The 24,018-nt window shown below is 60.7% G+C and carries 18 protein-coding genes; 16 read left to right on the top strand and 2 right to left on the bottom strand.

What is annotated here, in order from left to right; genetic code table 11:
- Positions 1–241 precede the first annotated feature (241 nt).
- From dksA to MKZ87_RS09660, 14 genes are all read left to right on the top strand, one after another.
- The gene (gene dksA / locus MKZ87_RS09725; protein WP_085697495.1) at positions 242–685 is read left to right on the top strand and encodes an RNA polymerase-binding protein DksA; all 444 of its coding nucleotides are present in this window, start codon (positions 242–244) and stop codon (positions 683–685) included.
- Positions 686–768: 83 nt separating this feature from the next.
- Positions 769–1,665, top strand: coding sequence for a tRNA glutamyl-Q(34) synthetase GluQRS (gluQRS, locus tag MKZ87_RS09720; protein WP_266200731.1), 897 nt, complete (start codon positions 769–771; stop codon positions 1,663–1,665).
- 77 nt (positions 1,666–1,742) lie between these two features.
- Positions 1,743–1,919, top strand: coding sequence for a hypothetical protein (locus MKZ87_RS09715; protein WP_003176118.1), 177 nt, complete (start codon positions 1,743–1,745; stop codon positions 1,917–1,919).
- Positions 1,903–4,857, top strand: a complete 2,955-nt coding sequence (locus tag MKZ87_RS09710; protein WP_166742304.1) for a sensor histidine kinase — start codon at positions 1,903–1,905, stop codon at positions 4,855–4,857. Before MKZ87_RS09715 ends, MKZ87_RS09710 begins: the two co-directional genes overlap by 17 nt.
- 22 nt (positions 4,858–4,879) lie before the next feature.
- Positions 4,880–6,313 carry a sigma-54-dependent transcriptional regulator gene (locus MKZ87_RS09705; RefSeq protein WP_085697497.1) on the top strand — a complete coding sequence of 478 codons (1,434 nt, stop codon included), beginning with the start codon at positions 4,880–4,882 and terminating at the stop codon, positions 6,311–6,313.
- 733 nt (positions 6,314–7,046) lie between these two features.
- The gene (locus tag MKZ87_RS09700; protein ID WP_085697498.1) at positions 7,047–8,447 is read left to right on the top strand and encodes a polynucleotide adenylyltransferase PcnB; all 1,401 of its coding nucleotides are present in this window, start codon (positions 7,047–7,049) and stop codon (positions 8,445–8,447) included.
- Positions 8,448–8,450: 3 nt separating this feature from the next.
- The gene (gene folK, locus MKZ87_RS09695) at positions 8,451–8,936 is read left to right on the top strand and encodes a 2-amino-4-hydroxy-6-hydroxymethyldihydropteridine diphosphokinase (protein WP_266200728.1); all 486 of its coding nucleotides are present in this window, start codon (positions 8,451–8,453) and stop codon (positions 8,934–8,936) included.
- A 379-nt stretch (positions 8,937–9,315) separates the two neighbouring features.
- A complete protein-coding gene (panB, locus tag MKZ87_RS09690; RefSeq protein ID WP_085697500.1) occupies positions 9,316–10,116 on the top strand; it encodes a 3-methyl-2-oxobutanoate hydroxymethyltransferase in 801 nt (266 codons plus the stop codon).
- Complete coding sequence (panC, locus tag MKZ87_RS09685; RefSeq protein WP_085703182.1) at positions 10,113–10,973, top strand: pantoate--beta-alanine ligase; 861 nt, start codon at positions 10,113–10,115, stop codon at positions 10,971–10,973. Before panB ends, panC begins: the two co-directional genes overlap by 4 nt.
- Positions 10,974–11,331: 358 nt before the next feature.
- The gene (pgi, locus tag MKZ87_RS09680; protein ID WP_085612637.1) at positions 11,332–12,996 is read left to right on the top strand and encodes a glucose-6-phosphate isomerase; all 1,665 of its coding nucleotides are present in this window, start codon (positions 11,332–11,334) and stop codon (positions 12,994–12,996) included.
- A 191-nt stretch (positions 12,997–13,187) separates the two neighbouring features.
- Positions 13,188–15,125 carry an acetate--CoA ligase gene (gene acs, locus MKZ87_RS09675; protein ID WP_085697501.1) on the top strand — a complete coding sequence of 646 codons (1,938 nt, stop codon included), beginning with the start codon at positions 13,188–13,190 and terminating at the stop codon, positions 15,123–15,125.
- Between the two features lie 144 nt (positions 15,126–15,269).
- Positions 15,270–16,286: a class I SAM-dependent rRNA methyltransferase gene (locus MKZ87_RS09670; protein WP_085703181.1), complete on the top strand. Its 1,017-nt coding sequence runs from the start codon at positions 15,270–15,272 to the stop codon at positions 16,284–16,286.
- A 109-nt stretch (positions 16,287–16,395) separates the two neighbouring features.
- Complete coding sequence (locus MKZ87_RS09665) at positions 16,396–19,347, top strand: DUF748 domain-containing protein (RefSeq protein ID WP_085703180.1); 2,952 nt, start codon at positions 16,396–16,398, stop codon at positions 19,345–19,347.
- The gene (locus MKZ87_RS09660; RefSeq protein WP_085697504.1) at positions 19,347–19,643 is read left to right on the top strand and encodes a DUF2845 domain-containing protein; all 297 of its coding nucleotides are present in this window, start codon (positions 19,347–19,349) and stop codon (positions 19,641–19,643) included. The genes MKZ87_RS09665 and MKZ87_RS09660 overlap by 1 nt, the downstream gene beginning before the upstream one ends.
- Before the next feature lie 165 nt (positions 19,644–19,808).
- On the opposite strand, the gene MKZ87_RS09655 is transcribed toward MKZ87_RS09660, so the two are convergent.
- Both MKZ87_RS09655 and MKZ87_RS09650 read right to left on the bottom strand, forming a co-directional pair.
- Positions 19,809–20,165 carry a BON domain-containing protein gene (locus tag MKZ87_RS09655; RefSeq protein ID WP_085697505.1) on the bottom strand — a complete coding sequence of 119 codons (357 nt, stop codon included), beginning with the start codon at positions 20,163–20,165 and terminating at the stop codon, positions 19,809–19,811.
- Positions 20,166–20,453: 288 nt separating this feature from the next.
- Positions 20,454–20,870, bottom strand: coding sequence for a pilin (locus MKZ87_RS09650; RefSeq protein ID WP_085703179.1), 417 nt, complete (start codon positions 20,868–20,870; stop codon positions 20,454–20,456).
- Positions 20,871–21,096: 226 nt separating this feature from the next.
- Here MKZ87_RS09650 and pilB point away from each other — a divergent pair, with 226 nt between their 5' ends.
- Both pilB and MKZ87_RS09640 read left to right on the top strand, forming a co-directional pair.
- Positions 21,097–22,797: a type IV-A pilus assembly ATPase PilB gene (gene pilB, locus MKZ87_RS09645; protein WP_266200724.1), complete on the top strand. Its 1,701-nt coding sequence runs from the start codon at positions 21,097–21,099 to the stop codon at positions 22,795–22,797.
- A 2-nt stretch (positions 22,798–22,799) separates the two neighbouring features.
- The gene (locus MKZ87_RS09640) at positions 22,800–24,017 is read left to right on the top strand and encodes a type II secretion system F family protein (protein ID WP_266200722.1); all 1,218 of its coding nucleotides are present in this window, start codon (positions 22,800–22,802) and stop codon (positions 24,015–24,017) included.
- Position 24,018 lies beyond the last annotated feature (1 nt).

Here is a 24,018-nt window from a genome sequence, read left to right as displayed (position 1 = left end):
TGTAACGACCCGAGCGTACATTCCAGGATTGACTAAAATCATTGATTGAGCAGGTCTGCAACATTGCCCGACATGGCTTGGCAAACATTTGCAAGCCCCACCGGCCGCGCGCTCGACATCCGGGAGTAGCGCGGGCCGAATTGATCTGGTAAGTTCGCCCGCTTGCAGCCGCAGGGCCGGCAGGTGTCGGTGATGGAGCAATCCTGCGCAATGGATTACAAGAGTAGAGGCGGTCCATTTCATGCCCACCCAAGCAAAGCAACAGGCAAGTCAGACACTCAGCGGTTTCGAACCCTACGTCCCGGAAGCGGGCGAAGAGTACATGGGCGCTCCAATGCGCGCGCACTTCACCAAGATCCTGACCAAGTGGAAACTGGACTTGATGCAGGAAGTCGACCGCACTGTTGATCACATGAAAGACGAAGCGGCCAACTTTCCTGATCCGGCCGACCGTGCCAGCCAGGAAGAAGAGTTCGCCCTCGAGCTGCGCGCCCGCGATCGCGAGCGCAAACTGATCAAGAAGATCGACAAGACCCTGCAACTGATCGAAGACGAAGAGTACGGCTGGTGCGACTCTTGCGGCATCGAGATCGGCGTCAAGCGCCTTGAGGCCCGTCCGACTGCCGACATGTGCGTCGACTGCAAGAATCTGGCGGAAATCAAGGAAAAGCAGGTCGGCAAATAATCCCGGCCTGAACGAAAAACGGAGCGTGCGAACGCTCCGTTTTTGTTTCTGCTGTTTTTGGACTCTCAAGTAACATCGCCCTCATGACTGCCAACACCTCCCCCGCCTACATTGGCCGCTTCGCCCCGACCCCCAGCGGGCACCTGCACTTCGGTTCGCTGGTTGCCGCCCTGGCCTCTTATCTGGACGCACGCTCGGTGGGCGGCCGCTGGCTGGTGCGCATGGAAGACCTCGATCCGCCCCGCGAAGAGCCGGGCGCGCAAGCGGCGATTCTCAAGGCACTGGAAAGCTATGGCTTCGAATGGGACGGCGAAATGGTCCGCCAGAGCGATCGGCACGAGGCCTACGCTCAAGTGCTCGACAGCCTGTTCAATCACGGCCTGGCCTACGCCTGCACCTGTTCGCGCAAGCAACTGGAGCCGTACCACGGCATTTATCCGGGACTGTGCCGCAACGCCGGCCATGGTCAGGAAGGCGCGGCGATTCGCCTGCGCGTGCCGGAGCTGGAATATCACTTCATCGACCGGGTGCAGGGTGAATACCGTCAGCACCTGGGCCGCGACGTGGGGGATTTCGTGATCCGCCGCCGCGACGGTCTTTACGCCTATCAACTGGCGGTGGTACTGGACGACGCCTGGCAGGGCATCACCGACATCGTGCGCGGTGCCGATCTGCTCGACTCCACACCGCGCCAGCTCTATCTGCAGGAATTGCTGGGCCTGCGCCAACCGCGCTATCTGCATCTGCCACTGATTACCCAGCCGGACGGCCACAAGCTCGGCAAGTCCTATCGCTCGCCACCGCTGGTAGCCGATCAGGCCACACCGCTGTTGCTGCGGGCCCTGCGCGCACTGGGGCAAAACCCTGGGCCCGAACTGGCCCACGCCTCGCCGCAGGAACTGTTGAACTGGGGCAGCGGCCACTGGGATGCCTTGAAAATCCCGCGCACACTGACCCTGCCCGAAGCGCAACTGCTGTGACGACACTTGCAGTGGCGCGCCCATCCGTTACCATCGCCGCACGTTTTCGGGCACGCGCATAAAAAAGAGAGGCCGGGATGTACATCTATCGCTTGGTCCTGCTTCTGGTCGTGGGGATCTACCTGTTTTCTCCCGCCATCATGGATTGGTGGATCGACGCTACGGGCGCCTGGTATCGCCCTTATCTGCTCTGGCTGATCCTGATTGTCGTGACCTTCATCCTGCAGAGCCAAAAAGATGCCGATGAGCTTTAGCCTGACCCAGATGCTGCTGATCAGCGCCGCCTACCTGGCCGCGCTGTTCGGCGTGGCGTGGATCAGTGAACGAGGCATGATCCCGCGGGCGATCATTCGCCATCCGTTGACCTACACCCTGTCGCTGGGGGTCTACGCCAGTGCATGGGCGTTCTATGGCACGGTGGGGCTGGCCTATCAGTACGGCTACGGCTTCCTGTCCAGTTATCTCGGGGTATCCGGCGCGTTTTTGCTGGCGCCGGTGCTGCTGTATCCGATCCTCAAGATCACCCGCACTTATCAACTGTCGTCGCTGGCGGACCTGTTCGCCTTCCGCTTCCGCAGCACCTGGGCCGGTGCGCTGACCACGATTTTCATGCTGATCGGTGTTTTGCCGTTGCTGGCTTTGCAGATCCAGGCCGTGGCCGACTCGATCGGCATCCTCACCGGCGAGCCGGTGCAGAATCGCGTGGCCCTGGCGTTTTGTGCGCTGATCATTCTGTTCACGATTTTCTTCGGCTCCCGGCACATCGCCACCCGTGAAAAGCACGAAGGACTCGTGTTCGCGATTGCTTTCGAATCGGTGATCAAACTGGTGGCCCTTGGCGGCGTCGGCCTCTACGCGCTGTACGGCGTATTCGACGGCCCGCAACAGCTTGAACTGTGGCTGTTGCAGAACCAGACCGCACTCGCCGCCCTGCACACGCCATTGCAGGAAGGCCCGTGGCGCACGTTGCTGTTGGTGTTTTTCGCCTCGGCGATCGTGATGCCGCACATGTATCACATGACCTTCACCGAAAACCTCAACCCGCGCTCGCTGGTCAGCGCGAGCTGGGGCCTGCCGCTGTTCCTGCTGTTGATGAGCCTGGCGGTGCCGCTGATTCTCTGGGCCGGCCTGAAACTCGGCGCCACCACCAATCCGGAATACTTCACCCTCGGCATCGGCATCGCCGCCAACAGCAAATCGCTGGCATTGCTGGCGTATGTCGGCGGCCTGTCGGCGGCCAGCGGCCTGATCATCGTCACCACGCTGGCCCTGTCGGGCATGGCCCTGAACCATCTGGTGCTGCCGCTCTACCAGCCGCCGGCCGAAGGCAATATCTATCGCTGGCTGAAATGGACCCGCCGGGCGCTGATCGTCGCGATCATCATGGCCGGCTTCTGCTTCTACCTGATGCTCGGCGCCGAGCAGGACCTGGCCAACCTCGGCATCGTCGCCTTCGTAGCGACCCTGCAATTCCTGCCGGGTGTACTGTCGGTGCTGTACTGGCCGACCGCCAATCGCCGCGGCTTTATCGCCGGTCTCCTGGCGGGAATTGTGGTGTGGGTCGTGACCATGCTGTTGCCGCTGGTCGGTAATCTGCAGGGTTTCTATATTCCGCTGCTGAACATGATCTACGTGCTGGACGATACGAGCTGGCACATGGCGGCCATCGCCTCGCTGGCGGCCAACGTCCTGATGTTCACGCTGATTTCGCTGTTCACCAATGCCAGCCCGGAAGAGGCCAGCGCTGCCGAAGCCTGTGCTGTGGATAACGTGCGCCGTCCGCAGCGCCGCGAATTGCACGCCGCCTCTCCGCAGGAATTCGCCACGCAACTGGCCAAGCCCCTGGGCGCCAAGGCTGCGCAGAAAGAAGTCGAACAGGCCCTGCGCGACCTTTATCTGCCGTTCGACGAGCGCCGCCCTTACGCCCTGCGCCGCCTGCGCGACCGGATCGAAGCCAACCTCTCCGGCCTGATGGGACCGAGCGTCGCCCAGGACATGGTGGAAACCTTCCTGCCGTACAAGGCCGGCGGAGAAAACTACGTCACCGAAGACATCCACTTCATTGAAAGCCGCCTGGAGGACTACCACTCGCGCCTGACCGGTCTGGCCGCCGAACTCGATGCACTGCGCCGCTACCACCGCCAGACCCTGCAGGAATTGCCAATGGGCGTCTGCTCGCTGGCCAAGGATCAGGAGATCCTGATGTGGAACAAGGCCATGGAAGAATTGACCGGGATTGCCGCGCAACGGGTGGTCGGCTCGCGCCTGAGCACCATCGCCAATCCGTGGAAAGACCTGCTGCAAGGCTTCATCCACCTGCCCGACGAGCACTTGCACAAACAGCATCTGGCCCTCGACGGCCAGACCCGTTGGCTGAACCTGCACAAAGCCGCGATCGACGAACCGCTGGCACCGGGCAACAGCGGCCTGGTGCTGCTGGTGGAAGACCTGACCGAAACCCAGATGCTCGAAGACAAGCTGGTGCACTCCGAGCGTCTGGCCAGCATTGGCCGGCTCGCGGCCGGTGTGGCCCACGAAATCGGCAACCCGATCACCGGCATCGCCTGCCTCGCACAAAACCTGCGGGAAGAGCGCGAAGAAGATGGTGAGCTGACGGAAATCAGCGGTCAGATCCTCGAACAGACCAAACGCGTGTCACGCATCGTCCAGTCGCTGATGAGTTTTGCCCATGCCGGCAGTCATCAGCACAGTGACGAGCCCGTCTGTCTGGCGGAAGTGGCTCAGGACGCCATCGGCCTGCTGGCCCTGAACCGGCGCAATTTCGAAGTCCAGTTCTATAACCTGTGCGATCCCGATCACTGGGTCGAAGGCGACCCCCAGCGGCTCGCCCAGGTGCTGATCAATCTGCTCTCCAACGCCCGTGACGCCTCGCCTGCCGGCAGTGCAGTGCGGGTCAAGAGCGAAGCCGGCGAACACACGGTCGATCTGATCGTCGAAGACGAAGGCAGCGGTATTCCGTCGAGCATCATGGACCGATTGTTCGAACCCTTCTTCACCACCAAGGATCCTGGCGAAGGCACCGGTCTGGGCCTTGCACTGGTCTATTCCATCGTTGAAGAGCATTATGGACAAATCACCATCGACAGCCCGGCTGATGTTCAGAGCCAGCGCGGCACCCGTATACGGGTGACATTGCCGCGCCATGTCGAAGCGACGTCCGCTGTGAACTGAGACCGTCGAGAGTATCGAATCAATGCCGCACATTTTGATCGTCGAAGACGAAACCATTATCCGCTCCGCCTTGCGCCGCCTGCTGGAACGTAACCAGTACCAGGTCAGCGAAGCCGGTTCAGTGCAGGAAGCACAAGAACGCTTCAGTATTCCCACGTTCGATCTGATCGTCAGCGACCTGCGACTGCCGGGCGCTCCGGGCACCGAGCTGATCAAGCTCGGCGAGGGCACGCCGGTGTTGATCATGACCAGCTACGCCAGTCTGCGCTCGGCGGTCGACTCGATGAAGATGGGCGCGGTGGATTACATCGCCAAGCCCTTCGACCACGACGAAATGCTTCAGGCTGTCGCGCGGATCCTGCGTGATCGCCAGTCGGCGCCTGCCGCCGGCGAAGCAGCTCCCGCCAAATCGGCCAATGGCAGCGGTAAATCCGCCATCGACAACAGCAACGGCGAAATCGGCATCATCGGCTCGTGTCCGCCGATGCAGGACCTTTACGGCAAGATCCGTAAAGTCGCGCCAACCGATTCCAACGTGCTGATCCAGGGCGAGTCCGGTACCGGTAAAGAACTGGTGGCCCGCGCTCTGCACAATCTGTCGAAACGCGCCAAAGCACCGATGATCTCGGTGAACTGCGCAGCCATTCCGGAAAGCCTGATCGAGTCCGAACTGTTCGGTCACGAAAAAGGCGCGTTCACCGGCGCCAGCGCGGGTCGCGCCGGCCTGGTGGAAGCGGCGGACGGCGGCACGCTGTTCCTCGACGAGATCGGCGAATTGCCACTGGAAGCCCAGGCCCGGTTGCTGCGCGTACTGCAGGAAGGCGAGATTCGCCGGGTGGGCTCGGTTCAGTCGCAGAAAGTCGATGTCCGGTTGATCGCCGCGACCCACCGGGATCTCAAGAGTCTGGCGAAAATCGGCCAGTTCCGCGAAGACTTGTACTACCGCCTCCACGTGATCGCGCTGAAACTGCCCGCCCTGCGCGAGCGCGGCGCCGACGTCAACGAAATCGCCAATGCGTTCCTCGCTCGTCAAAGCGCCCGCATCAACCGCACCGACCTGAAATTTGCCGCCGATGCCGAACAGGCAATCCGGCACTATTCCTGGCCGGGTAACGTGCGGGAGCTGGAAAACGCCGTTGAGCGCGCGGTGATTCTGAGCGAAAGCCCGGAAATCTCTGCCGACCTGCTGGGCATCGACATCGAACTGGGCGATCTGGAGGACGACGAATTCATCGGCCTGCCGGCGCAAACGCCCGGTAACGCCAGCAGCAGCCACGAGCCGACCGAAGACCTGTCGCTGGAAGACTACTTCCAGCACTTCGTGCTCGAACATCAGGACCACATGACCGAGACCGAACTGGCGCGCAAACTGGGCGTCAGCCGCAAATGCCTGTGGGAACGCCGTCAGCGTCTGGGCATTCCACGGCGCAAGACCGGGGTCGCCAGCGAGAGCTGAACGTGACCTGTCGAGTGTGCGGGTTACCGTTGAAGATGTGAAAAAACTGTTACCTCAGTCTTTTCACGTAACAGAAGCCGGGGTTATCGGTAACGAAACCCCGGCTTTTTTTCGCCCTGCGAAAACGGTTATATCGACCTAACCCCTTGTTTTATTGGGGTTCACAAAAGTTGGCACGGCACCTGCTATATGTTTGGTACAAGAACAATAACAAGCAATGCACAAGACAATAAAAATAAGACGAATCGACTCACGCACAATAAAAACAAGACGGCGAGAGGCGCAGCTAACTGATTCTTTTGGAGAGGCGTTGTATTTGGGGCTAGCCCCACGACCAGGCCGAGAACAACAAAAACTGTCTTAAGACAGAGCCTGTACTGGTTGGATCGCAAGATCACTGCAACACAGCGACCAAAGCAATCCGTTTGCTCTTGGCTCCCGATTGGGAGGGTCATGAAGAAAAAGCTTCATGGCGAGGGCACTCAACAAAAACAAAAAGCCCGAATCAATAATAAAAAGAGCACGCAACTACTTCTTGGGGAGCTTCGGCTCCCCTTGTAGTTTCTCCTTCACGGCAAATCCTCCTTCCGATACATCTTCCCCCCCTCTAGCCTGCGGCTTGCAGCGCAAATCGGCAGCGTCCTACACCATCCCTCGACTAAATGCTAGAATCCCGGCCCATCATGCGGTCATTCTCTGGTATGGCCGAACATTCCTTCAAACAGTGCATCCCATGCTGAAGAAGCTGTTCCAGTCATTCCGAACTCCCCTGCGTCGTACGCAACACATCCGTAGCACGCCTGAAGTCCTCAACAGCGGCCAACATTCGCTGCAGAAGGCGCAATTCAGCCGTTATGCGGTCAACATCGTCGAACGTCTGCAGGGCGCCGGCTACCAGGCCTACCTGGTTGGCGGTTGCGTGCGAGACATGCTGCTGGGCATCACGCCCAAAGACTTCGACGTCGCCACCAGCGCCACCCCCGAGCAGGTGCGTGCCGAATTCCGCAATGCGCGAATCATCGGTCGCCGCTTCAAGTTGGTACACATCCATTTCGGTCGCGAAATCATTGAAGTCGCGACCTTCCGCGCCAATCACCCGCAAAACGAAGACGACGAAGACAGCAACCAGTCTTCGCGCAACGAGAGCGGGCGCATTCTGCGTGACAACGTTTACGGCACCCTGGAAGAGGACGCGCAACGCCGCGACTTCACCATCAATGCTCTGTATTACGATCCGGTCAGCGAGCGCATCCTCGACTACGCCAACGGCGTGCACGACATCCGTAACCAGTTGATCCGTCTGATCGGCGATCCGACGCAGCGTTATCAGGAAGACCCGGTGCGGATGCTGCGGGCCGTGCGTTTCGCCGCCAAGCTCAATTTCGGCATCGAGAAGCACACCGTCCAGCCGATCCGCGAACTGGCGCCGATGCTGCGCGAGATCCCGTCGGCCCGCCTGTTCGAGGAAGTGCTCAAGCTGTTCCTCTCCGGTCATGGCGCCATCACCTTCGAGATGCTGGTCGACCTGCAACTGTTCGCACCGCTGTTCCCGGCCAGTGCCGATGCGCTGGAACACAACCCGGAATACACCCACACGCTGATCAGCGAAGCACTGACCAACACCGACCTGCGGATCAAGCAGAACAAACCGGTGACCCCGGCGTTCCTGTTCGCCGCCCTGTTGTGGCCAGCCCTTCCCGCTCGCGTGTTGCGTCTGCAGGAACGTGGCATGCCACCGATTCCGGCCATGCAGGAAGCCGCTCACGAACTGATCGCCGAACAGTGCCAGCGCATCGCGATTCCAAAACGCTTCACCATGCCGATCCGCGAGATCTGGGACATGCAGGAACGCCTGCCACGCCGCAGCGGCAAACGCGCCGACCTGCTGCTGGACAATCCGCGCTTTCGCGCCGGCTACGATTTCCTGCTGCTGCGTGAGAGCGCCGGTGAGCAGACTGATGGTCTGGGCGACTGGTGGACCGATTATCAGGACGCCAACGACAGCGAACGCCGCGACATGATCCGTGACCTCAGCGGTAAGGGTGATGACGCCAGTGGTGCACCGCGCAAGCGTCGCCGCAGCAGCGGTTCCAAGCGCAAACGCGCCGGCGCACCGAGTGCTACGGGCGAATAAGCGATGGAACGCATCTACATCGGCATGGGCAGCAACCTGGCTGACCCGGCCGAACAACTGCGCAACGCGGTCGACGCGCTGGGGCAATTGCCCGACACCAAACTGGTCGGCGTGTCTGCCTTCTACCAAAGCGACTCGTTGCTGCCGGGCCAACCGCGTTACACCAACGCGGTCGCCGCACTCGACAGCGCGCTCGCCCCGCTGGATCTGCTCGATGCCTTGCAGGCGATCGAAAACGATCAAGGCCGCGAACGCCTGGAACGCTGGGGCCCGCGCACACTGGATCTGGACATTCTGCTGTTCGGTGATCGACTGATCGACGAGCCGCGCCTGAAAGTCCCGCATTACCACATGCAGGCGCGCGCGTTCGTTCTCTATCCCTTGGCCGAACTGGCTGCCGAAGATCTGCGCCTGGCCGATGGCCGCACCCTTGCCGATCTTCTCGCAGCGTGCCCGTTCGTCGGCCTGGAACGCATTACCTCAAACTGATACCACACCCTGTGGGAGCGAGCTTGCTCGCGAAGGCAATCTAACCGTCAATATCTGCATTGGCTGACTGACCGCTTTCGCGAGCAAGCTCGCTCCCACAAGTGTTTTTGTAGGACAAAAAAGCGCGAATCTCCCGGCCCGGCCCGCTGAATCGCATCAGTAACGCAGGTAACACTCCCCTCGTAACAATGCGGTAACACACGCAATTGACTTCCTGAGGCCTCATCACGACTATAGGCGTCCCGCTGCCGCCAACCCGGCATACAAGGGCGCAATCCAGGCCTTATAAGCACGACAAAAGAGCGTGCGCCTGAATAGATGACGAATCACGCGCGTTACTCGCAGTAGTTTCCAGAGCGCCTGAACGAGGATTTCTTACATGCCAGCCATCACCCTGACCACGCTCCAGAGCCTCAAGCAGAAAGGTGAAAAGATCACCATGCTGACCTGCTATGACGCGACCTTCGCCCACGCCTGCAACGAGGCCGGTGTCGAAGTGCTGCTGGTGGGCGACTCCCTCGGCATGGTCCTGCAGGGTCACGACAGCACCCTGCCGGTGACCACCGCAGAAATGGCCTACCACGTTGCCAGCGTCAAACGCGGCAACTCTGATGCACTGATCCTGGCGGACCTGCCGTTCATGGCCAACGCCACCCTCGAGCAAACCATGGCCAACAGCGCTCTGCTGATGCAGGCCGGCGCGCACATGGTCAAGGTCGAAGGCGCCTTGTGGCTGGCGGATTCGATCCGCCTGCTGGCCGAGCGCGGTGTGCCGGTCTGCGCCCACATGGGCCTGACCCCGCAAGCCGTGAACATTCTTGGTGGCTATAAAGTGCAAGGTCGCAACGAGAACCAGGCACGCCAGATGCGCGCCGACGCGATCTCCCTGGAGCAGGCCGGTGCAGCCATGCTGTTGCTCGAATGCGTGCCGAGCGAACTGGCGGCTGAAATCAGCCAGGCGGTGAAGATTCCGGTGATCGGCATTGGTGCCGGCAACGCCACCGACGGTCAGGTGCTGGTACTGCACGACATGCTCGGCCTGTCGATCAGCGGCCGTGTACCGAAGTTCGTGAAGAACTTCATGCAGGGTCAGGACAGCATCCAGTCCGCGCTGAAGGCTTACGTCAGTGAAGTCAAAGCCACCACTTTCCCCGGAATCGAACACGGATTCTCTGCATGAACACCGTCAAAACCGTACGTGAACTGCGCGCCGCCGTGGCGCGCGCCCGCAGCGAAGGCAAACGCATCGGCTTCGTGCCGACCATGGGCAACCTGCACAGCGGCCATATTGCCCTGATCACCAAGGCCACCCAGCGCGTGGACTTCGTGGTCGCAAGCATTTTCGTCAACCCGCTGCAGTTCGGCGCAGGCGAAGACCTCGACAAGTACCCGCGCACCCTGGCGGCGGATCAGGAAAAACTGCTGGAAGCCGGATGCGATCTGCTGTTCGCCCCGACCGTCGAAGAGATGTACCCCGACGGCATGGCCGGTCAGACCCGGGTCAGCGTGCCGCAACTTTCCGAAGGCCTTTGCGGCGCCAGCCGTCCGGGGCACTTCGAAGGCGTGGCGACGGTGGTCAGCAAGCTGTTCAACATGGTCCAGCCGGACCTGGCGATCTTCGGCCAGAAAGACTTCCAGCAACTGGCGGTAATCCGCGCACTCGTGCATGACCTGAACATGCCGATCCAGATCATCGGCGAGCCGACCGTACGCGCCGCCGACGGCCTGGCGCTGTCCTCGCGCAACGGCTTCCTCAGTGAAGAGCAACGCGCCGTGGCGCCGGTGGTCTATCGCACCCTGAACAGCATTGCCGAGTCTATCAAGCAGGGTGAACGCGACTTCCCTGCCCTGATTCAGGCGCAACGCCAGCAACTGGAAGCCGCCGGCCTGCGTCCGGACTACCTGGAAATCCGCCACGCCCTGACCCTGCGTCCGGCCACGGCGGAAGATCGTGATCTGGTGATTCTGGTTGCAGCATTCCTCGGCACCACCCGGTTGATCGACAACCTGCACCTGAACCTCGATACCCCCGCCTGAACACTGCAACAGCAGCATGTGGGAGCGCGCCTGTTCGCTCCCACATTCGTGCCAACTCCCCTTCCTGATCGCATTGCTGAGCACCTGACCATCGGGCAAACTGCCCGCCGGTCCACTGCGCGCGAACGCAGGAACTTGCTCGCATGACTTGCCGTCCGTCGGCCCCCGTCTGTTATCAATGTTAAAAAAGTACCGAAAACAGGTCAGACAAAGCCAAGACAGATCGCGGCGCTGGGTTTACTGTATTCGCCCTGCGCCAAAGTAATCGTGTCGACGCAGTTGCCCCCTCGCCCAAACCTGGCGGGGAGGTCTTTTCAGTGTTCAAAAGGCCGTTCAAGTAAAAAGGAAAACCGCAGCGATGGCGTACTACCGCACTCCTCATGACGTTACCGCTCTGCCTGCCTGGCAAGCGTTGAAAGATCACCGCCAAGCCATGCAGGATTTCAGCATGCGCGAAGCCTTCAACGCCGATCCGCAGCGCTTCAATCAGTTCACTCTCAGCAGCTGCGGACTGTTTCTCGACTATTCGAAGAATCTGATCAACGCCGAGACCCGCAACCTGCTGGTGGGTCTGGCCAATGAAGTCGATCTCAAGGGCGCGATCAAGGCGCTGTTCGACGGCGAAATCGTCAATTCCTCCGAAGGCCGCCCGGCGCTGCACACCGCCCTGCGTCGCCCGGTCGGCGACAAGCTGTCGGTCAACGGCGTCAACGTGATGCCTGAAGTACACAAGGTGCTGAACCAGATCACCGATCTGGTGGGCCGCATCCACGACGGTCTGTGGCGTGGTTACACCGAGAAGCCGATCACTGACGTTGTGAATATCGGCATCGGTGGCTCGTTCCTCGGCCCCGAGCTGGTCTCCGAAGCCCTGCTGTCCTACGCCCAGAAAGGCGTGCGTTGCCACTATCTGGCGAATATCGACGGCAGCGAGTTCCACGAGCTGACGCAAAAACTGCGCGCCGAGACCACGCTGTTCATCGTGTCGTCGAAGTCGTTCAACACCCTCGAAACCCTGAAAAACGCCCAGGCCGCCCGTGCCTGGTACCTGGCCCAGGGTGGTTCGGAAGCCGAGCTGTATCGCCACTTCATCGCCGTATCGAGCAACAACGCGGCAGCCGTGGCCTTCGGTATCCGCGAAGAAAACATCTTCCCGATGTGGGACTGGGTCGGCGGTCGTTACTCGCTGTGGTCGGCCATCGGCCTGCCAATTGCGCTGGCCATCGGCATGTCCAACTTCAAGGAACTGCTGTCCGGTGCGTACACCATGGACCAGCATTTCCAGAGCGCGCCGTTCGAACAGAACATGCCGGTGCTGCTGGCGCTGCTCGGCGTGTGGTACGGCAACTTCTGGGGCGCGCAAAGCCACGCGATCCTGCCGTACGACCACTACCTGCGTAACATCACCAAGCACTTGCAACAGCTGGACATGGAATCCAACGGCAAGAGCGTGCGTCAGGACGGCACCGCCGTATCGACCGACACTGGCCCGGTGATCTGGGGTGGCGTCGGCTGCAACGGTCAGCACGCTTACCACCAGTTGCTGCACCAGGGCACCCAACTGATTCCGGCCGACTTCATCGTGCCGATCGTCAGCTTCAACCCGGTCTCCGACCACCATCAGTGGCTCTACGCCAACTGCCTGTCGCAGAGCCAGGCACTGATGCTCGGCAAGACCCTGCCGGAAGCCGAAGCGGAACTGCGCGACAAGGGCATGAGCGAAGACCAGGTGCAGAAACTCGCGCCGCACAAGGTGATCCCGGGCAACCGTCCGAGCAACACCCTGGTGGTCGAGCGAATCAGCCCGCGTCGTCTCGGCGCACTGGTGGCGATGTACGAACACAAAGTCTTCGTGCAAAGCGTGGTCTGGGGCATCAACGCCTTCGACCAATGGGGCGTGGAGCTGGGCAAGGAACTGGGCAAGGGCGTCTACAACCGCCTGGTCGGCAGCGAGGAAACCGCCGCCGAAGATGCATCCACCCAAGGCCTGATCAACTACTTCCGCGGCCGTCACCGCGGCTGATTTGATCGCTCTGCAGTCACCCTGTGGGAGCGAGCTTGCTCGCGATTGCGGTTATTCACTCAACATCCACGTTGACTGACATTCCGCCTTCGCGAGCAAGCTCGTTCCCACAGTCGTTTGTGGATGACTTGAACCTGTTGGACTCTCGGCGCATCTTTATCCTTGTCGCACAACAAGAATAAGGAACCGTCATGTTCGATATCAGCACGTTCCCCAAAGCCGATGCCGTCCGCCGGGCTGCACAGTTGAGTCAGGACGACTACCAGCGCCTGTACCGCGAATCCATTGAACACCCCGGCACCTTCTGGGCCGAACAGGCCACCCGCTTCCTCGACTGGAGCACACCGTGGCAGACCGTCCAGCGCTATGACCTGAAGACCGGTGAAGCCGCCTGGTTTGCCGGCGGCAAGCTGAACGTCAGCTACAACTGCATCGACCGCCATCTGGAAACGCGCGGCGATCAGACCGCCATCCTCTGGGAAGGCGACGACCCTGCCGAATCGACGCAAATCACCTACAGCAAACTCCATCACCACGTCTGCCGCCTGGCCAATGTGCTGAAAAGCCGTGGCGTGAAGAAAGGTGACCGAGTGTGCATCTACATGCCGATGATCCCCGAAGCGGCCTACGCCATGCTCGCCTGCGCGCGGATCGGCGCGATTCACTCGGTGGTGTTTGGTGGTTTCTCCCCGGACTCCCTGCGCGACCGCATTCTCGATGCCGACTGCCGCACCGTGATCACCGCCGACGAAGGCGTGCGCGGTGGCAAGTTCGTGCCGCTGAAACAGAACGTCGACAAGGCCCTGCAGAGTTGCCCGAATGTCAGCACCGTCGTGGTGGTCGAGCGCACTCAGAACAAAGTTGACTGGGTCGAAGGCCGCGACCTCTGGTATCACCAGGCCGTGCGTGATGTCAGCGACGATTGCCCGCCGGAACCGATGGACGCCGAAGACCCGCTGTTCATCCTCTACACCTCCGGCAGCACCGGCAAACCCAAGGGCGTGCTCCACACCACCGGCGGTTACCTGTTGCAAGCGGCGATGACCTTCAAGTACGTGCTCGACTACCGCGACGGCGAAGTGTTCTGGTGCACCGCCGACGTCGGCTGGGTCACCGGCCACAGCTACATCGTCTACGGCCCGCTGGCCAACGGCGCAACCACGCTGATCTTCGAAGGCGTACCGAGTTACCCGAGCACTTCGCGATTCTGGCAGGTGATCGACAAACACAAGGTCAACATCTTCTACACCGCGCCGACAGCGTTGAGGGCGTTGATGCGTGAAGGCGCCGGCCCCTTGCAGGAAACGTCACGCGAAAGCCTCAGATTGCTCGGCAGCGTCGGTGAGCCGATCAACCCGGAAGCGTGGGAATGGTATTTCAACGTGGTCGGCGAACAGCGCTGCCCGATCGTCGATACGTGGTGGCAGACCGAAACCGGCGGCATCATGCTCAGCCCGCTGGTCAGCGCCCAGCGAATCAAACCGGGCTGCGCCACCCAACCGATGTTCGGCGTGCAACCGGTGCTGCTCGATGAACACGGCAAGGAAATCAAGGGCGCCGGCAGCGGCGTATTGGCGATCAAGTCGAGCTGGCCGGCGCAGATCCGCAGCGTCTACGGCGATCCGCAGCGCATGGTCGACACCTACTTCAAGCCCTACCCCGGTTACTACTTCACCGGCGACGGCGCCCGCCGCGACGAGGATGGCGATTACTGGATCACCGGGCGCATCGATGACGTCATCAATGTCTCCGGCCATCGCATCGGCACCGCCGAGGTGGAAAGTGCGCTGGTACTGCACGACAGCATCGCCGAGGCCGCCGTGGTCGGTTATCCCCACGACGTCAAAGGCCAGGGGATATACGCGTTCGTTACACCGATGAACGGCACCGAGCCCACCGATGAACTGAAGAAAGAACTGCTGGCCCACGTCAGCAAGGAAATCGGCAGCTTCGCCAAACCGGACCTGATCCAGTGGGCCCCGGCCCTGCCGAAGACCCGCTCGGGCAAAATCATGCGGCGGATCCTGCGCAAGATCGCGTGCAACGAACTCGACAGCCTCGGAGACACCTCGACGCTGGCGGATCCGAGCGTGGTGCAGGGCTTGATCGATAAACGCTTGAACCGGTAAGGGCGCAAAAGCATCGCGGGCAAGCTTGCTCCCACCAGGACTTTTGATCGTCTGCGGGAGCGAGTCTGCTCGCGATGGCTACCCTCGACTGCCTGCCAAACTGCTAAACTCCCGCGCCCCGATTCCCTCCAGCAAGGCGCCCGCATGTCTTCCTTGAACCTGGCGCTGCGCGCCGCACTCGATCAACGCCAGGATCTGCTCGCCGAGCTGCACCGCCAGGGCACCGACTGCTATCGGCTGTTCCACGGCAGCCAGGAAGGCGCCGGCGGCCTGACCATCGATCGCTACGGCCCGCAACTGATGGTGCAAAGTTTCCACCAGACGCTGGCGCGCGAAGACCTGCTGCAACTGCACGCCATGGTCAACCAGACCCTGGGACTGGAAACGCTGCTGGTCTACAACGACCGCTCCCGTGGCAACTCGCGGATCGACCGTGAAGACAGCGTCTACCGCGCCGAAGACGCGGCGCTGGTCGATCTGGTCGGCCACGAATGGGGCCTGAACTATCGTGTACGCGGACGCCATGCCGGGCAGGATCCGCTGCTGTTCCTCGACCTGCGCAACACCCGCGGCTGGGTCAAGGATCACGCCAAGGGCAAAAGCGTGCTCAACCTGTTCGCCTACACCTGCGGCGTCGGTCTCAGCGCAGCGGCCGGCGGTGCGCGCGAGGTGTGCAACCTGGATTTCGCCGAGGGCAATCTGGCGGTCGGCCGCGAGAACGGTCAGCTCAACCCGCACCTGCCGACCATGGAATTCATCCAGTCCGACTACTTCCCGGCGATCCGCCAACTGGCCGGCCTGCCGATCAGCCAGCGTCGCGGGCAGAAACTGCCGAGCTATCAACGCCTGGAACAGCGCCAGTACGATCTGGTGCTCCTCGACCCGCCCGCGTGGGCCAAGAGTGCGTTCGGCACCGTCGACCTGCTGCGTGATTATCAAAGCCTGCTCAAGCCCGCCCTGCTGACCACCGCCGAGCATGGCGTGCTGATCTGCTGCAACAATCTGGCGAAAGTCAGCATGGACGACTGGCGCGAACAAGTGCTGCGCTGCGCTGAAAAAGCCGGGCGGCCGGTGCGCGAATGGAGCGTGATGACCCCGGGCCGGGACTTCCCGTCGATGGATCAGCAGCCACCGCTGAAGACCCTGATTCTTCAGCTCTGATTGCTGCGAAGGAAATTTCCCACGGAAAAATCTGAACAATCCTGAGCATGGGCATTTGCTTCGGAACCGGAATCGCGTGCCATACTCCAAGGCACTCCGATTCAGACAGATGAAGCCGCACATGCCCAAAGGATTGATTCGCGCGATTGGCGCCCTGTTGACTGCTCTGGCCCTCTACAGCCTGCTGGGCTTCCTGATTTTGCCGGGCATTGCGCTCAGGGTGGTGAATCAGCAACTGGCCAACTACGCCACGGTGCCCGCGCATCTGCAGCGCATCGAGCTCAACCCGTTCAGTCTTGAGCTCACGCTATGGGGCCTGGTGATCGGCGAGCCGGGCAAGGAACAGGTCGGATTCGAACGTCTGTACGCCAACCTGCAACTCGACAGCCTGTGGACCAAAGCCCTGCATCTGTCGGACATCGAACTGGAAAAATCCAAGACCGAGATCCTGTTCGCCAAGGACGGCCAGCTCAATCTGCTGGGCCTGTTCAAGCTCCCGGCCAGCGAACCCGCCCCGGCCGATCCGGACGCCAAACCATTTCCGCTGCGCATCGACCGGATCCAGCTGGCCGGCGGCAACCTGCATTTCGTGGATGCACGCCCCAGCGAGCCGATCGAATTTCTTTACGACAAACTCGATTTCGAACTGAAAAACCTCAGCACTCTGCCCGAAGACAACGCCGACATGACCCTCGTCGCGATCGGACCGGCCGGTGGACAGATCGACTGGAAAGGCAACTTCAGCCTGGTTCCGATCGCCTCTGAAGGCACTCTCAAGATCACCGACGGCCAGATGAAAGCGTTCTGGCCTTACGTGCGCGACGCCGTGCCACTGGTGCTGGAAAACGGGGTGGTCAGCCTGAGCACCGATTACAAGCTCAACCTGTCCAAGGAAACCGAACTGCTGCTGAGCAACGTGGCGGTCAACATCGCGCCGTTCGCCATCAAGGCGCCGGACGGGCGTCAACTGGCGAAACTCGAGCGCCTCGACGTCAGCGACACCACCGTGGATCTGGCCAAACAGCAAGTGGTGGTCGGCAAGATCCGCAGTCAGAAACTGGAGACCTGGGCAGCGCTGGAAGCGGACGGACAGCTGGACTGGCAAAAACTGTTCGCCAGCCAGCCATCGAAACCCGCCGCCAAAGCTGCGGCAGAACCGAAAAGCGCTCCAGCGGCCGCCGACTCGCCGAAACCCGAGCCGACCGCGCCGAGCAAACCGTGGCAAGTGCTGCTCAAGGACGTGCAACTGCGTGACTATAAGGTGCATCTGGCCGATCGCTCGGCGAAGCCGGAAGTGACTCTGGATGTCACCCCGCTGAACGTCGATCTGCAGAATTTCGACAGCCTCAATGGCTCGCCCTTCAACCTCAGGCTCGACACCGGGCTGGGCAAGCAAGGCAAGATCAGCGCCGACGGCGTGGTCAATCTGGCCCCTGTCACCGCGCAGCTCAACGTGAAAACCCAGGACATCGACCTGCGGGTCGCGCAGTCCTACATCAACCCGTTCATTCGCCTCGAACTGCGCAGCGGCATGCTCGGCAGCGACCTGAAAGTGAACCTGAAAAGCACCGCCCCCCTGGCCCTCAGCGTCACCGGTCGTGCTCAGGTCGATCAGTTGCACACCCTCGACACCCTGAAAACCCGCGACTTCCTCAAGTGGCAGCAAGTGGTGGTCGAAGGCCTCAACTATCAGCACGGCGACAGCCTGTCGATCGACAGGATCAACCTGTTCCAGCCGTACGCACGGTTCATGATCAACGATGACCGCACCACCAACATCGACGACCTGCTGATCCCGCAGCCAGCCGATTCCGGGGCGAAGACCGCTGCGGCGAAACCGGCGAGCAATGACAAACCTCTGGGCATTCACATTGGTGGCATCGCGATCAATGACGGCTCGGCCAACTTCGCCGACTTCAGCCTGACCCCGAACTTTGCCACCGCAATCCAGCAGCTCAACGGCCAGATCGGCACCATCGACAGCCGTCAGGCGAAACCGGCCAGCGTCGACGTCAAGGGCAAGGTCGACCGCTATGCGCCGGTAACCATCAAGGGCGCGGTCAATCCGTTCGACCCGATGGCCAGCCTCGACATCGCCACCAGTTTCAAACGCGTCGAACTGACCACCCTGACCCCCTACTCCGGCAAGTTCGCCGGCTACCGGATCCGCAAGGGCCGGCTCAACCTCGACCTGCATTACCTGATCACCAAAGGCCAGCTCAAGGCCGAGAACAAAGTGGTGGTCGAGCAACTGCAACTGGGTGAGAAGGTCGACAGCCCGGATGCCGTGAGCCTGCCGCTGAAACTGGCGATCGCGCTGCTCAAGGATGTCGACGGCAAGATTTCCATCGAGCTGCCGGTGACCGGCGACCTGAACAATCCGCAATTCAGCGTGATGCCGATTGTCTGGCAGACCCTGCGCAACCTGATCGTCAAAGCCGCCGCCGCACCGTTCAAGCTGATTGGCGGTCTGGTCAGCGGTGGTGGTTCCGAAGACCTCGGCACCGTGTCCTTCGCACCGGGTTCCAGTGACCTGAGCAAAGACGCCGAAGCGGCGCTGGTGAAACTGTCGCAAGCGCTGAAAGAGCGTCCGGCCCTGCGTCTGGAAATCGAAGGCACCGCTGCGAAAAGCAGTGACGGCCCGTTACTCGCCGAACAGCGTCTGGAACGTGAATACCAGTACAACTACTACAAGATGCTCCAGCGCCGGGGCGACAAGGTGCCGGCTCAGGCTTCGCTGATCCAGGTACCGGATAACGAAAAAGGTCCGCTGCTCGAGGGCATCTACCGTACCCGTCTGAAAACCCAGCCACCGGCCGAATGGAAGGATCTTGGCAAGGAAGAACGCACGGCGAAAATGCGCGCCGACGTGATCAAGTTCTGGAGTTCCAGCGATGTGCTGCTGCGCCAGCTCGGTCAGGACCGGGCCAGCAGCATCAAGGATTACCTGGTGGACAAGGGCCAACTGGCCGACGATCGCGTGTACTTCATCGACGCCAATCTCGGCGAAGCGGAGAGCGACGGCCGCGTGGTGACACAAATGCATCTGGATGCCGAGTGATGAACGGCAAATGGCTGACGGCACTGGGGCTGGCGTTGATCGCCAGCCAGGCTGCGGCGTCCGATACCCTGCGCTGCGGCAGCCAGCTGGTAAGCCTCGGCGACCGCGCCAGCGAGGTCCTGCAAAAATGCGGAGAGCCGGTCAGTCGCGATCTGCTCGGCTACAAGCGCAGCGCCAACCGCCGGGAAGAGTTTCAGGTCGAGGAATGGACCTATGGCCCGAGCAACGGCATGTATCAGTACCTGCGCTTTGAAGGCAATCGTCTGAAACAGATCAACAGCAAACGCGGCAACTGACCTTCCACTTTTTCTGCCCCTGAAATAGAACAGGCCCCGACATGAATGCCGGGGCCTGTAATGGCCACAATCCGTGTGGCCGTTCGCATGAACTCTAAAGTGCGGCAGACGTATTGCTCGGCCCGCCTGTCGCGTCTTCTCCCGGTCCAGGCGAGAAGTCTTGCCTTACTCGGCTTTCAGGCCGTCAGCGGAGACCGCTTTAACGCCTTTGATTTTCTTGGCGATGGCAACGGCCATTTCTTTTTGCGAGTCGGTCACGGCAACCGTGGAGGACAGCGACACGACGCCTTTGTTGGTTTCTACTTTGATATCAGTGCCTGGAATACCTTTTTCGGTGACCAGATCCGCTTTTACTTTGGTCGTGATCCAGGTATCGGAAGTAGCTTCTTTCGCTTTGGTGACTTCACCGGCAGCCAGGGTCATCGGCGCCTGAGTGGTTTGAGTCGATTGAGCAAATGCACCGGAAGCCATGGTCAGGGTCAGCGCGGTAGCAGCAGCGGCAGTGATAGCGAACTTCTTCATACGAGTAACTCCTGTTTTTTCTGGAAAGTCTGCTGGTTGTCTTGTCAGCAGGGTTACTGGAGATATTGCGAACGCTGTGCCAACTTTGAAGTACAGAATAAAACTATATAAATCAAATAGTTATGAAATAAAGATTTTTTCGAAATCATGCATATTGCATGACTGGTGATTTAACTGCATGCAACTTGCAGACAATAGCTGGCGGCTTAAGACCATGAATCCAGTAGATATTTTCGTGCAAAGAAAAACCCCGCCGGTTTGGCGGGGCGTGATGTCACATTGATTGGATCAAGCTCCTGTGCATTGTTTAGGCAGGTATTCCTGCGCAGCAGTGCTGGTGCAAGTCCAACCTGTAGTCGCGTCACGGGTCAAGGTAATGGTCTTACTCAGCACGGGAGCCGGCGCGTTGATCAATGTGCACACAATTGTCCCGGCACCAGTTGATGCAGTACCAGTTACAGCCAACGTGCAGTTACTAGTGGCAGCAGCACCGCCAGGCCCGGTGTTTGCCGTAGTAGGTGCAGTACCGGCATTGATGACGTCCTCATACGGGACCTTCATCGCCGAGATTTCCGCCAGCCCCGCCGTTACCTTCGACCGCGCCTGATATTTGGAGTACTGCGGCAAGGCAATCGTCGCCAGAATCCCGATGATCGCCACAACGATCAGCAGCTCGATCAGAGTGAAACCTTGTTGTTTCTTCATAGACACGCTCCATGCATGAGTCGGAATCTCATGATCTGAACAGGTCTCAGCACAGCCCGTGCCAAGCGCTCGCAGCCCCCGCCCACGGGGCGCCATCCGGCTGACGTGCCGATTCCTACAACCCGAAACCGTACTATCTGACACTTTTTGTCACCTGCACCCCGCGTGTTTGGCGCTGTCACTTGACTAGGCTATAAGTCATGAACGGCAAGCACGTGGAAACCCCATGAATGACATCGCTCTGAGCGGTCTGGCCAAACAGCTGGTCAAGGCCGAATTGCTCACGGAAAAGAGTGCCCAGCAAGCCTGGCAACAGGCGCAGCGCAATCGGCTGTCGCTGGTCAGTTACCTGGTGCAGAACAAACTGGTTAAGAGCTGGCAGGTCGCCGAGATTGCCTCGGAGCATTTCGGCATGGCATTTATCGACCTCAATTGCCTCGACAAGGAAACCCAGCCCAAGGGCCTGGTCAGTGAAAAACTGGTGCGCCAGCACCATGCCCTGCCCCTCTGGCGGCGCGGCAACAAACTGTTCGTGGGGATCTCCGACCCGAGCAATCATCAGGCGATCAATGACATTCAGTTCAGCACCGGGCTGAGCACCGAAGCCATTCTGGTCGAGGACGACAAGCTCACCGACGCTATCGAAAAGTTCTTCGACACCCACGCCACCGGCCTGGAGGAGATGGCCGATGTCGATCTCGACGGGCTGGACATCGAGTCGGTCGACGACAGCAAGCAGGACACGCTCGGCGGAATCGACGCGGACGATGCCCCGGTGGTGCGCTTCGTTCACAAGATGCTGCTCGATGCGATCAAGAGCGGCTCGTCCGACCTGCACTTCGAGCCTTACGAAAAGAACTACCGCGTGCGGGTGCGCACCGACGGCATTCTGCGGGAGGTGGCCAAGCCGCCGATCCAACTGGCCGGGCGCATTGCCGCACGCCTGAAAGTCATGGCCAGCCTGGACATTTCTGAACGGCGCAAACCCCAGGACGGGCGGATCAAGATGCGTCTGTCGAAGAGCAAATCGATCGATTTCCGGGTCAACACCCTGCCCACCCTCTGGGGCGAGAAAGTGGTGATGCGGATCCTCGACCCGTCCAGCGCCCAGATCGGCATCGATGCCCTTGGCTACGAGCCGGAGCAGAAAGACTTGTACATGGCCGCCCTCAAGCAGCCGCAAGGCATGATTCTGGTGACCGGCCCCACGGGGTCGGGCAAGACCGTTTCGCTGTACACCGGGCTGAATATCCTCAATACCGTCGACATCAACATCTCCACTGCTGAAGACCCGGTGGAGATCAACATGGAAGGCATCAACCAGGTCAACGTCAACCCACGTCAGGGGATGGACTTTGCCCAAGCCCTGCGCTCGTTCCTGCGCCAGGACCCGGACGTGATCATGGTCGGCGAGATCCGCGACCTCGAGACCGCCGAAATTGCGATCAAGGCTGCCCAGACCGGGCACCTCGTGTTGTCCACCCTACACACCAACAGCGCGGCGGAAACGCTGACCCGCCTGCACAACATGGGCATTCCCGGCTTCAACATCGCAACGTCGGTGAGCCTGATCATTGCCCAGCGGCTGGCGCGAAAACTCTGCAGCCATTGCAAGAAACCCATCGAGATCCCCCGCGAGACGCTGATCAAGGAGGGCTTCCCCGAGGAACGCGTCGGCCATTTCACGATCTATGAGCCCTCCGGTTGCGATCACTGCAACGGCGGGTACAAGGGTCGCGTGGGGATTTATGAAGTGGTGAAGAACACTCCCGAGCTGCAACGGCTGATCATGGCCGAAGGCAACTCACTGGAAATCGATACCCAGATGCGCCGGGACGGCTTCAACGACCTGCGCACCTCGGGCCTGATCAAGGTCATGCAAGGCATTACCAGCCTTGAAGAAATCAACCGGGTCACCAAGGACTGAACATGGCGGTCAAGGCAGCGAAAATCAGCGTCTACGCCTGGGAAGGCACGGACCGCAAAGGCAGCAAGGTGACCGGCGAGTTGAGCGGCCAGAACCCCGCACTGGTCAAGGCCCAATTGCGCAAGCAGGGCATCAACCCCGGCAAGGTGCGCAAGAAATCCGCCTCGCTGCTGAGCTTCGGCAAACGCATCAAGGCCCAGGACATTGCCCTGTTCACCCGGCAGATGGCGACCATGATGAAGGCCGGCGTACCACTGTTGCAGTCGTTCGACATCATTGGCGAAGGCTTCGAAAACCCGGCCATGCGCAAACTGGTGGACGAGGTGAAACAGGAGGTCGCCGCCGGTAACAGTTTTGCCGCCGCACTGCGCAGGAAGCCGCAATATTTCGACGAGTTGTACTGCAACCTGGTGGATGCCGGCGAGCAGTCCGGCGCCCTCGACACCCTGCTGGAACGGGTTGCGACCTACAAGGAAAAGAGCGAAAGCCTCAAGGCCAAGATCAAGAAGGCCATGACCTACCCCACGGCCGTAGTGCTGGTGGCGGCGGTGGTCACCGGGATTCTGCTGATCAAGGTGGTGCCTCAGTTTCAGTCGGTGTTCTCCGGCTTCGGTGCCGAACTGCCGGCGTTCACGCTGATGGTCATCAGCCTGTCCGAATTCATGCAGCAATGGTGGTGGGCGATTCTCGGTTTGCTGGTGGCCGGTTTTTTCGGCACCCGCCATGCCCTGAAAAAATCCCAGGCCTTGCGCGACCGGCGCGACGCCTGGTTTCTCAAGCTGCCGCTGGTGGGCACCCTGATGTACAAGTCCGCCGTGGCGCGGTTCGCCCGGACCCTGTCGACCACCTTCGCTGCCGGCGTGCCGTTGGTGGAAGCGCTGGATTCGGTGGCCGGGGCCACCGGCAACGTGGTGTTCAAGCGCGCCGTGCTGCGCATCCGCCAGGACGTTTCCACCGGCATGCAACTGAATTTCTCGATGCGCGCCACCGGCATCTTTCCGAACATGGCGGTGCAGATGACCGCCATCGGCGAGGAATCCGGCGCACTGGACGAGATGCTCGACAAGGTCGCGGGCTTCTATGAGGACGAAGTGGACAATATGGTCGACAACCTCACCAGCCTGATGGAGCCGTTCATCATGGTGGTGCTGGGGGTGATCGTCGGCGGTCTGGTGGTGGCAATGTACCTGCCGATCTTCCAACTCGGTTCAGCGATCTGAC

The sequence above is a fragment of the Pseudomonas sp. MCal1 genome (assembly GCF_026341415.1).
Classification (GTDB): Bacteria; Pseudomonadota; Gammaproteobacteria; order Pseudomonadales; family Pseudomonadaceae; genus Aquipseudomonas.
This window is presented reverse-complemented; position numbering and strand designations above follow the sequence as displayed.

Coding starts and splice junctions, on each gene's coding strand:
- dksA (WP_085697495.1), top strand. CDS start 242: ATGCCCACCCAAGCAAAGCAACAGGCAAGTCAGACACTCAGCGGTTTC.
- gluQRS (WP_266200731.1), top strand. CDS start 769: ATGACTGCCAACACCTCCCCCGCCTACATTGGCCGCTTCGCCCCGACC.
- MKZ87_RS09715 (WP_003176118.1), top strand. CDS start 1,743: ATGTACATCTATCGCTTGGTCCTGCTTCTGGTCGTGGGGATCTACCTG.
- MKZ87_RS09710 (WP_166742304.1), top strand. CDS start 1,903: ATGCCGATGAGCTTTAGCCTGACCCAGATGCTGCTGATCAGCGCCGCC.
- MKZ87_RS09705 (WP_085697497.1), top strand. CDS start 4,880: ATGCCGCACATTTTGATCGTCGAAGACGAAACCATTATCCGCTCCGCC.
- MKZ87_RS09700 (WP_085697498.1), top strand. CDS start 7,047: ATGCTGAAGAAGCTGTTCCAGTCATTCCGAACTCCCCTGCGTCGTACG.
- folK (WP_266200728.1), top strand. CDS start 8,451: ATGGAACGCATCTACATCGGCATGGGCAGCAACCTGGCTGACCCGGCC.
- panB (WP_085697500.1), top strand. CDS start 9,316: ATGCCAGCCATCACCCTGACCACGCTCCAGAGCCTCAAGCAGAAAGGT.
- panC (WP_085703182.1), top strand. CDS start 10,113: ATGAACACCGTCAAAACCGTACGTGAACTGCGCGCCGCCGTGGCGCGC.
- pgi (WP_085612637.1), top strand. CDS start 11,332: ATGGCGTACTACCGCACTCCTCATGACGTTACCGCTCTGCCTGCCTGG.
- acs (WP_085697501.1), top strand. CDS start 13,188: ATGTTCGATATCAGCACGTTCCCCAAAGCCGATGCCGTCCGCCGGGCT.
- MKZ87_RS09670 (WP_085703181.1), top strand. CDS start 15,270: ATGTCTTCCTTGAACCTGGCGCTGCGCGCCGCACTCGATCAACGCCAG.
- MKZ87_RS09665 (WP_085703180.1), top strand. CDS start 16,396: ATGAAGCCGCACATGCCCAAAGGATTGATTCGCGCGATTGGCGCCCTG.
- MKZ87_RS09660 (WP_085697504.1), top strand. CDS start 19,347: ATGAACGGCAAATGGCTGACGGCACTGGGGCTGGCGTTGATCGCCAGC.
- MKZ87_RS09655 (WP_085697505.1), bottom strand. CDS start 20,165: ATGAAGAAGTTCGCTATCACTGCCGCTGCTGCTACCGCGCTGACCCTG.
- MKZ87_RS09650 (WP_085703179.1), bottom strand. CDS start 20,870: ATGAAGAAACAACAAGGTTTCACTCTGATCGAGCTGCTGATCGTTGTG.
- pilB (WP_266200724.1), top strand. CDS start 21,097: ATGAATGACATCGCTCTGAGCGGTCTGGCCAAACAGCTGGTCAAGGCC.
- MKZ87_RS09640 (WP_266200722.1), top strand. CDS start 22,800: ATGGCGGTCAAGGCAGCGAAAATCAGCGTCTACGCCTGGGAAGGCACG.